We start from the raw sequence: 11,608 nt of genomic DNA, 5'->3' as shown, positions 1-11,608 counted from the left end.
TGCTCCTCTGCAGGGTGCGGCCGCCGGCCAGGCGGCCGCACCGTTCGGTCTGAGCTGCGCGTGCGCAGCAGATCACATCGCGGCGCGCGGATCGGTGAGGTCGCGGCCGGTCCACTCGGGCGCGATCAGGGCGGCGGCGAGCGCACAGGCCGTGAAGACACCGAGCAGGATGATGATCGGGATGACGCTGCCGGTCGTGGCGGCCACCCAGGCGGCGACGACGATCGGGCCGACGCCCGTCGCGATGATCGCCGCGATCTCGCGGACGACGGCGGTGAGCGTGTATCGGTTGCGGGCGCCGAAGATCTCGGGGATCGAGATGTTCTCCATCGACGCGAGACCCAAGACCGACACGTTGTGGATGATGACGTAGCCGACGAAGATCCAGCCGACCTCCTTGGAGTTGATCGCGAGCATCGTCGGCACGATGAGCAGCAGTGACAGCGAGGTCATCACGATGTACATCCGGCGACGTCCGAACCGGTCGCCGAGGAAGCCGACCAGGGGGATCGTCAGGAAGCCGACCAGCGAGGACACGATGACGACCTCGGGACCGACGCCCTTCTGCACCGCGAGAGTGACCGTGATGAAGGAGATCAGGTACGTCTGGATCAGACCGGAGTTGCCCGCCTGGCCGAAGCGCAGGAGGAAGGAGACGACGACCGCCTTTATCGGCTTGCGCTGCAGCGACTCCAGCGTGCGGATGTCGTTGGTCTTGGTGGCGAGTTCCACCATGTCGTCCCGTGAGAGCGCCCGCCCGTCGACGACGTCGGCGCGTTCTTCGAAGACCGGGCTCTCCTTGAGGTTGAAGCGGACCCACAGCGCGAAGAGCATGATGATGGCACTGCCGATGAACGGGATTCGCCAGCCCCACGCGATGACGTCCTCCTGGACCATGACGGCGAGCAGGATCGCCCAGATACCCGAGGCGAACAGGGTGCCGCAGTTGGTGCCGAGCGCGACGAGCGATGCCACGACTCCGCGGCGGTTCGAGGGCGCGTACTCGGCGAGCATCACGCCGGCCCCGGAGATCTCCGCGCCGGCGCCGAAGCCCTGCACCAGGCGGAGCACGACGAGGAGAATCGGCGCCAGGAGCCCGACCTGCCCGTAGGTGGGGAGGAAGCCGATCAGCGTGGTGGCCGCCCCCATCAGCAGGATCGTGTAGTAGAGCACCTTGCGGCGGCCGATCTTGTCGCCGATGCGAGCGAAGAACACGGCGCCGATCGGGCGGGCCACGTAGCCGACTCCATAGGTCGCCATCGCCAGGACGACGGCCATGCCCGGGTCGTTGGACGAGAAGAAGACCTGATTGAAGACCAGGGCGGCTGCCAGCGAGTAGAGCTGGAAGTCCATGAACTCGAGGGCGGTGCCGAGCCAACCGGACACGGCCGCGCGGACGAGGTCGCTCATCGACCGTTTCCCGGTCGGCGAGGTTTCCGGAGAGTTCACTCCGGAGAGGGGGGAAGAGCTCATTGTTACTCCTTCGTAGATGAGTGATCGTGCTGCGTGTGGGTGAGTCGGTCGCTGCGTCGCGCAGGCGGGGTGAAGTCTCGGCGTCCGTCAGAAGCTGAGGAGCACCTTCGCCGATGCCGACGAATCGCGAGCGACGGCGAAGGCGTCTGCGGCGTCGGATGCCGGGAGGATGTGCGAGACGACGGCGTCGAGTGCGTCGGTCGCCGAGAGCAGATCGATCGCGTCATCGATCTCGGTCGAGAAACGGAAGGCTCCACGCAGCGTCAACTCTTTGGCGAGCATCGGTGCGAGATTGATTCCGGTCTCGGCGTTCGGGAGCATCCCGACCTGGATCACTGTGCCTGCCCGACGGACCGCGCGAACGGCCTGTGTGAGCGAGACCGGAGCTCCCGAGCATTCGAAGATCACGTCGTACGATTCGTCGGCGATAGGATCGCGCGCCACCAGCAGGAGTTCCGCTGCGCCGAGGGATGCCGCACGATCGAGCGGCTCCTGACGGAGATCGCTCGCTGCGATCGTCGCCGCCCCCGCGTTCGCCGCCGCGGCGACGACGAGCAGACCGATGGGGCCGGCCCCGGTGACGAGGACACGCGCGCCGCTGATGTCGCCGGCGAGACCGACGGCGTGGAGTGCGACGGCCAGGGGCTCCGCGAGCGCGGCACGCTCGAGGGAGAGCCCGTCGGGAAGCACGCGGATCATGTGTTCTTCGACGAGGAGGTACTCCGCGGCCCCGCCCTGACGATGCGGCATCGTGGCGGCGCTGCCGAGGTAGTCGCCGCCGGTGCGCAGATGCGGGCGATGTTCCAGCCCCGGAACGGATGCGCCATAGCGGGCGGGGTGGACCGTGACGTTCGTCCCGGGCGCAAGCCGACCGGACGGGTCGAGGTCGACGACTGCGGAGAGCTCGTGCCCGGGTGTCAGCGGCTCGCGCACCGTGTACTCGCCGTTCGCACCGTGGAAGTAGTAGTGCAGGTCAGAGCCGCAGATGCCGACGAACCTCACGCGGAGTCGCACCTCGCCTTCGCTCGGTTCCGGGATGGGCGTGTCTTCCCAGCGGATGTCTTCCTTGCCATGGATGGCCAGCCTCTTCATCGGGGCGTCTCCTTCGTTCGAGCTTGCAGATGTTCTGATGCTTCGGATGCGCTCACGCTCTCCCCGATCGCGGCGTCCACGCCGTACCTCACGATCGTGTCGAGCAACTCGCCGACTCGATCGATGAAGGGGGTGCGCTCAGCGAGGTCCTGACCGAACAGATGCAGTCCGGCGATCGCGCGATGCGCGAGGTCGCGCCCGTCTCGCGAGGTCGCAGCGAGCACGGCGAGCCGCTCACGCGCAGAATCGGTCATCGCCGCAGCGTGGGGACCCGGATCGAAACCACTCAATGGTGCCATGCACGCGAGGTACCCGGCCGTGGTGAGCGCGATCATGTGCGGCATCCGTCCGCTGTCCAACGCGCTCGCGACAGGCTGCGGGATGCGCTGCCCGAGCTTCACCGATCCGTCGGTGCCCACCTGCGTGGTCCGGTGCCCGAGAGCGCTGTTGCCCCAGCGCTCGAAGAGCTGTTCCTCGTATGCGCGCGGGTCGACGTCCGAGGGCATGTCCACCGACGGACCGTACTCGCGCCGTAGCACGGCTCTGGCAGCGTTCTCGATGCTGTCGAGCGCGATGGCGCCGGGAATGGTCGCCTCGCCCCGCAGAGCTCCGAGGTACGCGATCAGGGAGTGCGTGCCGTTGAGAAGACGAACCTTCATCTGCTCATACCGACCGACCTCGTCGGTGAAGACAGCGCCGCCGGCTTCCCATGCTGGTCGTCCTCCGGCGAACCGATCCTCGATGGCCCACATCGTGAACGGCTCTGCAGGCACGGTGGCCTCGTCCCAGGCTCCGAGCACGCCGGCGACATCCCTGCGCAGCTTCGCGGTCGTGGCCGGCACGATGCGATCGACCATGCTCGAGGGGAATGCGACCGACTGATCGAGATACGCGAGCGCCTCGGCGCCTTCTGAGCCCGGAAGCGCCGCGAGGAACTCTCGGACGAGGCTCCCGGTGTGCTCGCCGTTGGCGGCGAGATTGTCGCAGCTGAGGATGGTGACGGGTGCGCCGTCGGCCGCGCGGCGCTGCAGCCCGCGCGCGAGCTGCCCGATGGTCGTCGTCGGATCGCCGCCGCGGAGATCCGAGATGACACCGGGGTCATCGGTGTCCAGCCGGCCCGTCGACGCGGAGTAACTGTAGCCGTTCTCAGTGACGGTCAGCGTGACGACCCGGATGGCGGGATCGGCGACGCTCGACACGACCCGTGCCGGCTGTTCGGCTGCGACGAAGGCGTCGGTGTGCACACCGGGGACGGTGAGAGACATCCCGCTGGGTGAGATCTCCGCGACGGAGTACAGATGGTCCTGGGCGCGGATCGCGTCGACGACAGAACGGGAGCGGGAAGCGACCCCGATGATGCCCCAGTCCCGGCCCCCTTCAGCGACGGCGGCGGCGGTGTAGACGGCCTGATGCGCACGGTGAAAGTTGCCGAGGCCGAGGTGCAGGATTCCGGCAGACGAAGGTGCCGCGGGAACGGAGGCGCCGCTGGCCGTGGCACGTCCGAAACGGACGGAAGGATCTTCTATGACCGGCATGCAACCAGTGTGATGTAGTTGTACAACTCTTGTCAAGTGTTTGCAACGATGAGGGATGCGTCATCATGAGATGCAGTGATCTGCGAAAGCAACAAGGAGGGCCGTGGCTGCCACACTGACCGACGTCGCCCGGTTGGCGGGTGTGTCCCTCGCGACCGCCTCGCGCGCATTCGGAGAGCCCGAGAGACTTGCACCGTCCACCCTGCAGCGCGTCATCGACGCTGCAGCCGAGCTCGACTACGAGACTCCGCACTCCACAGCGTCCGAGAAGACCTTCGGCGTCGTCGTCCCCGACGTCGCGAGCCCGGTTTACGCGATGTTGCTCAAAGGCATCCAGTCCCAGGCCTGGCACGGTAGGCACTCGACCGTCCTCTTCAACACCGATGAGAACCTCCAGCGCGAGCGGGAGCAGATCACCCGCGCCCGCAGACTCGACGGGATGCTGTTGTGCTCGCCGCGACTTCCCACCGACGAGCTGCTCGCGCTCGCGGGGAACACTCCGTTCGTGGTCGTCAATCGGATCATCGAAGGCGCTCACTGCGTGGTGATGGACACCGAGAACGGACCGCGCCAGGCCGTCGAGCACCTCTTCGCATTGGGGCACCGCCATATCGCGTATGCGGCCGGGCCGGAGAAGTCGTGGGCCGACGGACGCCGCGGCGGCGCGATCGCACACGCCTGCGAGGACCTCGGCGTCCGCTTCACGCTTCTCCACCATCAGGCGGCGTCGATCCAAGGTGGTCGGGCGGCCGCCGCCACCGTGCTCGCGAGCGGCGCGACAGCCGTGATCGCCTACAACGATCTGATCGCGCTGGGCGTGGAGGCGGGGATCGCCGATCTCGGAAGGCGGTGCCCGGAGGATCTCAGCATCATCGGCAACGATGACATCGAGATCGCCTCGGCTCAGCAGCCCGGGCTCACCACGGTGCGGCTCGCCATCGAGCGATGCGGCTCGCTCGGCGTAGAAGTGCTTCTGCAGGCCGTCGCAGGCGCGGCCCCTGCCGGCATCGTCGATCTGGAGTCCCAGCTGATCGTCCGGGGATCCACTGCCCCCCCGCGGACGTCCTGAGCGCCGTCGGCTACTTCTTGAAGGGGTCGTCGTCGCCCTCGTCGACGATCGGCAGGTCCGCATCGGTCTCCGTCGCACGGTCCGCAGCGAGAGCAGCTTCCTCGGCGTCGAGCTCCTCCCGCACCTCCTCGCGGTACCGGACCCGGCGGATGCGGCGGTTCATGTCGAGGATGAGCAGGACGACGGCGATCAGGATGACCACGACCGCTGCGAAGCCGATGAAGCCGGGCGAGACGAGCTGCGGGTCGACCGTCATCGTGGGCGTCGGCATCGGTGTGTCGGTCAGAGCGCGCATGTGTCGGCCTTTCATATGCAGGTCGCATAACCTGTAGAGACAAGCCTAACGACCGGAAGACCCCACCCGTGACGACCGCACAAGAGCTCGACGAACGCTATGGCCGTACCCGCAGGAAGCGGGCGCCCTGGGTCATCGCGATCATCATCGCCGTCGTCGGGGTCGGCGCCTTCGCGTGGATGACCGCGACCCGAGAGATGCAGTCGGTGGATGCCGATGACCTGGGCTTCGACCTGGTCGACTCCCACACGGTCACGGTGCGCTTCCAGCTCACCGGCGTGCAGGGCAAGGACGTCGCGTGCGTCGTCGAGGCGCTCGACGAGGAGTTCGGGATCGTCGGCTGGAAGGTCGTCGAGATCCCGGCGGGCGAAGAGCATTCTCAGGCCATCTCGGCGACCGTGCCCACGGTGGCCGAGGCCACGACAGGTTTGGTGAACACCTGCTGGGTCGCCTAGACTCGAGGAAGACAGACGACGCCCTGGCACCGTGCCAGGGCGTCTTGGCATATCCCCCGGAGGCTCCGGCCGGGATACCGAACGAAGGAGCTTCGTCATGTCTACCGATGCTCAGGTTCCCTTCCTCACACAGGAAGCCTATGACCGGCTCGTCGCTGAGCTGGAGCACCTGTCCACCACCGGCCGCGACGAGATCGCCAAGCGCATCGAGGCCGCCCGCGAAGAGGGCGACCTCAAGGAGAACGGCGGCTATCACGCCGCGAAAGACGAACAGGGCAAGCAGGAGGCGCGCATCCGCACCCTCGAGAACCTGCTGAAGACCGCCAAGGTCGGCGAGGCGCCGGCCAGTCGCGGAATCGTCGAACCCGGCACCGTCGTCACCGCCATCGTGGCGGGTGGCGAAGAGGTCTTCCTGCTCGGCAGCCGTGAGATCGCGGTCGGCAGCGACCTCGATGTGTACAGCGAGGCCAGCCCTCTCGGTCAGGCCATCCTCGGCCTCAAGGTCGGCGAGAAGTCGTCGTACGAGGCTCCGAACGGTCGCTCGATCGACGTCGAGATCGTGAACGTCGAGACGTACACGGGCTGACCGTCCTGCGACACAGCGATGCCCCCGCGCCCGATCGGATGCGGGGGCATCGTCGTGCGGACATGCATGGCGCCGCGGGATCCGTGGGCCGGGCCTGCGCCCCGCTCTCGGATGGCACCGACGGCCGGAATCCCCTGAGGAAAGCGACAGCAGGCGCCACGCGAAGGCGGGGGCTTCTCCCGCTGGTCGCGGACGGCGCCTGAGTTCAGTCGGGCACGACGAGCGGTTCGAAGCCCGCGCGGCGCAGGGTGTCCAACGTGTGCTCGGAATGCTCGGGCCCGCGCGTCTCGACGCTCAGCTCGAGGAACACCTCACTGATCTGCAGACCGTGACCGTGCCGGGTGTGCATCGCCTCGATCACGTTGGCGCCGGCCTCGGCGATGAGCTCGGAGACCCGTGCGAGCTGACCGGGACGATCGGGAAGCGGGATGCGGATGGTCAGGTAGCGACCGGATGCCGCAAGACCGTGCGACACCACCCGCTGCAGCAGCAGCGGATCGATGTTGCCGCCTGTGAGCACCGCCATAGTCGTGCCCGTGGGCTTGACCTTGCCGGCGAGGATCGCCGCGACGCCGGCGGCGCCGGCAGGCTCCGCCACGACCTTCGCCTGCTCGAGGAGGATCAGGATCGCGCGGGCGAGGTCGTCGTCGGTGACGGTGACGACCTCGTCGACGAGATCCTTGATGATCTCGAAGGGGATCGCTCCGGGGCGCGCCACGAGGATGCCGTCGGCGATCGTCGGCCGCGTCACGATGTCGACCGGATGACCGGCTTCGAGGGAAGGTGGCACGGCAGCGGCGTTCTCGGCCTGCACGCCGATGATGCGGATGCTGCGGCCGAGCTCGGCGGCCCGAGCCTTGACTGCAGCGGCGACACCGGCGATGAGGCCTCCTCCGCCGATGCCGAGAAGGATCGTGTCGACCTCGGGTGCGTCTTCGAGCAGCTCGAGACCGAGCGTTCCCTGGCCGATGATCACGTCGCGGTGATCGAACGGCGGGATGGCGACGGCGCCGGTGCGCTCGGCGAACTCGGCCGCGAGTCGCAGCGAGGTGGCGACGGTCTCGCCCTCCAGCACGACGTCCGCGCCGTATCCGCGCGTCGCGAGCAGCTTGGGCACAGGCACGCCGAGCGGCATGAAGATCGTGGCCTTGATCCCCAGCTCCTGAGCGGCCAGCGCCACCCCCTGCGCGTGGTTGCCGGCGGAAGCTGCGACGACGCCGCGTGCCCGTTCCTCGGGGCTGAGGCGGGAAAGGCGGTACGCGGCGCCGCGGATCTTGAAGGACCCGGTGCGCTGCAGGTTCTCCATCTTCAGCAGCACCGGAGCGCCCAGAATGTCGGACAGCGCACGAGACGGGAGCGTCGGCGTGTGCGAGATCACCTCAGCCAGGCTGTGAGCGGCGTGCTCGAACTCGGTCAGGCTGGGGACTGCGCTCATCGATTGCTCCTTCTCCGCTGACGCGGAACTGTACTCCAGATAAGGTCTGCGTCGGGCAGGTCGCCGGTGCGCCAGGACCCGGTGCTGACGGTGACGGCCGCGACGTTGACGAACGCCGCGAGCGGCACGGCGAACAGTGCACCGGGGATGCCGCCGATCATCGATCCGCCGGCGACCACGAGCACCACCGCGAGCGGATGCACCTTCACGGCCGAGCCCATCAGGATCGGCTGGAGGATGTGGCCCTCGAGCTGCTGGACGAGCAGCACGACCCCGAGCATCGCCAGCGCGATCCACGGGCCGTTGTACACGAGGGCGAGCAGCACGGCGAGCGCGCCCGTGACGACGGCACCCACGATCGGAACGAACGAGCCGAGGAACACCAGCACGGCGACGGGGATGGCCAGCGGGACGCCGAGGAGCGCGGCGCCGAGACCGATGCCGACCGCGTCGATCGCCGCGACGAGCAGCTGGGTGCGTGCGTAATTGACGATCGTCGCCCAGCCGTTGCGGGCTGCGGCGTCGGCTGCCGGGCGCGCGACGCGCGGGAACAGGCGCAGCGTCCACTTCCAGATGCCCCCGCCGTCGGCGAGCAGGCAGATGAGGATGAACAGGGCGAGGACCGCGCCGGTGACGACGTGCGCCGCGGTGGTGCCGACGCTGAGCGCGCCGTTCAGCAAGAGGTCGGCCTGGTCGTTGAAGAACCCTCCGGCCTGTTCGAGGTAGCCGTCGATCTGCTTCTGAGTGAGATTGAGCGGGTCGCCCATCAGGAACTGCTGCAGATCGTCCACCGCCTGTGAGCTGCGCGCCTGCACCTCTTCGAGTTGCTGTCGGATCTGCCAGACCACCAGCGTGATCAGTGCGGCGACGATCCCGAGAGTGCCGATGATGGAGATCGCGACGGCGACCCATCGCGGGAACTTCTTGCGCAGCATCCACTCGAATGCCGGCCACAACAGGGCGGTGACGAGAATGCCGACCATCAGCGGGATCACCAGGAGCTTCAGCTGGATGACGATCCAGATGAAACCCGCGATCACCGCGGCGATCAGGAGCACCCGCCATGCATAGCCCGCGGTGACGCGCAGCCCCATGGGGACCGCGTCGTCGGCCTCGGTCGTGACGGTGCGGTCGGTCGGAATCGGACGCGGGCGGAAGAGATCCTTCAGCCGCAGACGCTGCTCTTCGCTCATCTGACAATCCTACGGGGCTGGCACAGCCGGGATGAGCGCCGGCAGGACACGGACCTGCGGAGCGGTCGAGTCGTCATGTCCGCACCCGGCGATACGCTGACGACGTGACCGACTCACTCAGCGCCGCACAGGCACGACGCATGGCGCTGGCCGCACAGGGCTTCACGCGCTCGCGCCCGGCATCCGTCGCCGCGCGACACATCCACACCGTCATGGGGCGCCTCGGCGTGCTGCAGATCGACTCGGTCAACGTCTTCGCGCGGTCGCACTACATGCCGCTGTTCTCCCGCCTGGGTTCCTACGACCCCGATCTTCTCGACCGCGTCTTCATGGCGAAGACGACGCACTACGTGGAGTACCTGGCGCACGAGGCGACGTTCATGCCGATCCAGGACTGGCCGCTCTGGCGTTTTCGCCGCGAGTACTTCCGAGCGAGGCTCGCGAAGGCGGGCTCGTGGGCGGCCAGCAACGAACGCACACTGGCCTGGGTTCGCGACGAACTGCGCTCCCGCGGTCCGCTGCGCCCGGCCGACATCCGCGCCGACGCTCCGCGAGAGCGCGGCACCTGGTGGGACTGGGACGAGGTGAAGCTGGCTCTCGAGCACATGTGGCGCACCGGAGACGTGGCCATCAGCGGGCGCAAGGGGTTCGAGCGCAGCTACGCGCTGGCCGAGCACGTCGTCCCCGCCGACATCCTGGCGCAGGAGATCCCGGTGCCAGACGCGATGCGTGAGCTGGTCCGCCGCGCCGCACGCTCGCACGGCGTCGCGACCGCATCCGACCTCGCCGACTACTACCGCATCCGGGATCGCTCCGCTGTCATCACGGCGATCGGCGAACTGACGGATGCAGGCGATCTGATGCCTGTGCGGGTCAAGGGCTGGGAAAGACAGGGGCGGCCTCTGCCGGCCTGGCGGCACGCCGATGCCGTTCTCCCACGCAGCGTGAACGCCGCCGCCCTGCTGACGCCGTTCGACCCGGTCGTCTGGTTCCGTGACCGGGCGCTGCGCGCCTTCGACCTCGACTACCGCATCGAGATCTACGTGCCTGCCGAGAAGCGCCGGTACGGCTACTACTCGCTGCCCGTGCTCGTGGGCGACCGCATCGTCGCACGCGTGGATCTCAAGGCCGATCGTGCCGCCTCGACGCTGCAGGTGCAATCGGCCTGGTGGGAGCCGCAGGCGCGCCCTTCAGACGACGCGGATCTCATCGCCGGCGAGCTCGCGCTCGCTGCGGCCTGGCAGGGCCTCGAGCACGTGTCGGTGTCGGGTTGGGGCACCGCCGCGGGCACGCTGCACGAGGCGCTCGGCTCCCGCGCCGAGGCGTCCGTGAGGCGGCACGTTCACGCGAGAGAAGTCGTGGCGTGACTCGCCGCACCGGCTGGGCGATCGGCGGCGGCGCGGCCGTGGTGCTCGCCGGCGCTGCCCTGTGGATCCTCTGGCAGGGCAGCACCGCTCCGCCGTCCGAGAGACCGACACCGACGGCTGTGGCGACCACGTCGGCTCCAGCGGCCGACCGCGCGCAGGACGAGCTCGACGCCGTCCTGACCGCGTGCGCGGAGAGCACGGAGAGCGTGCCTCCGGAGCGCTGCGGGATCAGCATCCCGTGGGGCACCGAGTTCGCCGCGGTCTCCGGCATCCGCTATCGGGTGGAGAAGCTGCCGATGCTCGAGCTCGACGGCGATTCGTTCACGGCGGGCGGCGGCGTCCTCGTGGCCACCGTCACCGGTACAGGGCAGGACGGCTCGCCGCGCACCGAGACCTATCGCACCGAGAACTGGGCCGTGCGCGGCGATGTCGAGATCAGCCCTGAGAAGGTCGAGATCGACATCTGGTGACGCCTGTCACCGCGGCGACGGAAGCGCGGCCATCGCCGTCTCCGTGATGGCCAGAAGGTCCTCGGTGCTTCCGCCGTCTCGAGCGCACCCCGACATACCGCGCATGACAGCCACGAGGAACGACGCCAGCTGTTCGGTGCGCGTCTCAGGAGGCAGGTCGCCGTCGCGCACCCCTTGATCGAGGCGCTCTCCGAGCCTGCGCCGAACCTCTTCTCGTTGCGCGGCGAGCCGCGGCTCGGTCAGCATCAGGCATCCGGGTGGCGTCGCGGTGTCCGTGTGCGCTCGAGCCGTGTCCTGGAGCATGCGCAAGACGGCCTCACGCGCCGTGGGCAGCGCGATTGCGGCGTCGAGTCCCTCGCACGTGCGGCGGAAGTAGAGCTGCGACGCCTCCTCGAAGAGCCCGGCCTTGTCGCCGAACGCCGCATAGAGGCTCGGCGGCGACACGCCCATCGCGGCGGTCAGCCTCGCGACTGACGTCTCTTCGTATCCCTCGCGCCAGAACTGCTGGACCGCGACGGCGAGCGCTGCGTCGCGATCGAAGCTCCGGGGTCGGCCTGCCATGCCAAAAGCATACCGTAATGACCACTACACAATGTGGTAGCGTCGGCAGGCAATCAATAGCAATCACTACAGAATGG

Annotated in this window: 12 protein-coding genes; 5 read left to right on the top strand and 7 right to left on the bottom strand. The window is 68.2% G+C overall.

The annotated features are described in order from the left end of the window. Positions 1-72: 72 nt before the first annotated feature. The 3 genes from ACI3KT_RS14305 to ACI3KT_RS14295 form a co-directional block, all read right to left on the bottom strand. On the bottom strand, positions 73-1,473 hold the full coding sequence (locus tag ACI3KT_RS14305; protein ID WP_404905029.1) for an MFS transporter: 1,401 nt from the start codon (positions 1,471-1,473) through the stop codon (positions 73-75). 87 nt (positions 1,474-1,560) lie between these two features. Beyond that, a complete protein-coding gene (locus tag ACI3KT_RS14300; protein WP_404905027.1) occupies positions 1,561-2,565 on the bottom strand; it encodes an L-idonate 5-dehydrogenase in 1,005 nt (334 codons plus the stop codon). After that, positions 2,562-4,100, bottom strand: a complete 1,539-nt coding sequence (locus ACI3KT_RS14295; RefSeq protein ID WP_404905024.1) for a mannitol dehydrogenase family protein — start codon at positions 4,098-4,100, stop codon at positions 2,562-2,564. Before ACI3KT_RS14295 ends, ACI3KT_RS14300 begins: the two co-directional genes overlap by 4 nt. A gap of 103 nt (positions 4,101-4,203) precedes the next feature. Here ACI3KT_RS14295 and ACI3KT_RS14290 point away from each other — a divergent pair, with 103 nt between their 5' ends. Next, a complete protein-coding gene (locus ACI3KT_RS14290; protein ID WP_404905021.1) occupies positions 4,204-5,169 on the top strand; it encodes a LacI family DNA-binding transcriptional regulator in 966 nt (321 codons plus the stop codon). A 10-nt stretch (positions 5,170-5,179) separates the two neighbouring features. On the opposite strand, the gene ACI3KT_RS14285 is transcribed toward ACI3KT_RS14290, so the two are convergent. Next, entirely contained in the window at positions 5,180-5,464 is a 285-nt protein-coding gene (locus tag ACI3KT_RS14285) for a hypothetical protein (protein WP_292910770.1), read from the bottom strand. A 68-nt stretch (positions 5,465-5,532) separates the two neighbouring features. On the opposite strand from ACI3KT_RS14285, the gene ACI3KT_RS14280 reads away from it, so the two are divergent. Further along, entirely contained in the window at positions 5,533-5,919 is a 387-nt protein-coding gene (locus ACI3KT_RS14280; protein ID WP_307295571.1) for a DUF4307 domain-containing protein, read from the top strand. A gap of 97 nt (positions 5,920-6,016) precedes the next feature. Next, positions 6,017-6,505 carry a transcription elongation factor GreA gene (gene greA, locus ACI3KT_RS14275; protein ID WP_292910774.1) on the top strand — a complete coding sequence of 163 codons (489 nt, stop codon included), beginning with the start codon at positions 6,017-6,019 and terminating at the stop codon, positions 6,503-6,505. A 205-nt stretch (positions 6,506-6,710) separates the two neighbouring features. Here greA and ilvA read toward each other — a convergent pair whose 3' ends face one another. Together ilvA and ACI3KT_RS14265 are read right to left on the bottom strand one after the other, a co-directional pair. After that, entirely contained in the window at positions 6,711-7,940 is a 1,230-nt protein-coding gene (gene ilvA / locus ACI3KT_RS14270) for a threonine ammonia-lyase (RefSeq protein ID WP_292910776.1), read from the bottom strand. Continuing rightward, positions 7,937-9,133 carry an AI-2E family transporter gene (locus ACI3KT_RS14265; protein ID WP_404905019.1) on the bottom strand — a complete coding sequence of 399 codons (1,197 nt, stop codon included), beginning with the start codon at positions 9,131-9,133 and terminating at the stop codon, positions 7,937-7,939. The genes ilvA and ACI3KT_RS14265 overlap by 4 nt, the downstream gene beginning before the upstream one ends. Positions 9,134-9,237: 104 nt before the next feature. On the opposite strand from ACI3KT_RS14265, the gene ACI3KT_RS14260 reads away from it, so the two are divergent. Together ACI3KT_RS14260 and ACI3KT_RS14255 are read left to right on the top strand one after the other, a co-directional pair. Further along, on the top strand, positions 9,238-10,500 hold the full coding sequence (locus tag ACI3KT_RS14260; RefSeq protein WP_404905016.1) for a winged helix-turn-helix domain-containing protein: 1,263 nt from the start codon (positions 9,238-9,240) through the stop codon (positions 10,498-10,500). Continuing rightward, positions 10,497-10,970 carry a hypothetical protein gene (locus ACI3KT_RS14255; protein ID WP_404905013.1) on the top strand — a complete coding sequence of 158 codons (474 nt, stop codon included), beginning with the start codon at positions 10,497-10,499 and terminating at the stop codon, positions 10,968-10,970. Before ACI3KT_RS14260 ends, ACI3KT_RS14255 begins: the two co-directional genes overlap by 4 nt. Positions 10,971-10,976: 6 nt before the next feature. On the opposite strand, the gene ACI3KT_RS14250 is transcribed toward ACI3KT_RS14255, so the two are convergent. After that, the gene (locus ACI3KT_RS14250; protein WP_404905011.1) at positions 10,977-11,531 is read right to left on the bottom strand and encodes a TetR/AcrR family transcriptional regulator; all 555 of its coding nucleotides are present in this window, start codon (positions 11,529-11,531) and stop codon (positions 10,977-10,979) included. Between the last annotated feature and the right edge of the window lie 77 nt (positions 11,532-11,608).

The organism is Microbacterium sp. ZW T6_19 (assembly GCF_044987465.1).
Lineage (GTDB): Bacteria > Actinomycetota > Actinomycetes > Actinomycetales > Microbacteriaceae > Microbacterium > Microbacterium natoriense_A.
The sequence above is the reverse complement of the archived record's forward strand: the minus strand, read 5'-3'. Positions and strand labels throughout refer to the sequence as shown.

Coding starts and splice junctions, on each gene's coding strand:
- ACI3KT_RS14285 (WP_292910770.1), bottom strand. CDS start 5,464: ATGCGCGCTCTGACCGACACACCGATGCCGACGCCCACGATGACGGTC.
- ACI3KT_RS14300 (WP_404905027.1), bottom strand. CDS start 2,565: ATGAAGAGGCTGGCCATCCATGGCAAGGAAGACATCCGCTGGGAAGAC.
- ACI3KT_RS14250 (WP_404905011.1), bottom strand. CDS start 11,531: ATGGCAGGCCGACCCCGGAGCTTCGATCGCGACGCAGCGCTCGCCGTC.
- greA (WP_292910774.1), top strand. CDS start 6,017: ATGTCTACCGATGCTCAGGTTCCCTTCCTCACACAGGAAGCCTATGAC.
- ACI3KT_RS14305 (WP_404905029.1), bottom strand. CDS start 1,473: ATGAGCTCTTCCCCCCTCTCCGGAGTGAACTCTCCGGAAACCTCGCCG.
- ACI3KT_RS14295 (WP_404905024.1), bottom strand. CDS start 4,100: ATGCCGGTCATAGAAGATCCTTCCGTCCGTTTCGGACGTGCCACGGCC.
- ilvA (WP_292910776.1), bottom strand. CDS start 7,940: ATGAGCGCAGTCCCCAGCCTGACCGAGTTCGAGCACGCCGCTCACAGC.
- ACI3KT_RS14265 (WP_404905019.1), bottom strand. CDS start 9,133: ATGAGCGAAGAGCAGCGTCTGCGGCTGAAGGATCTCTTCCGCCCGCGT.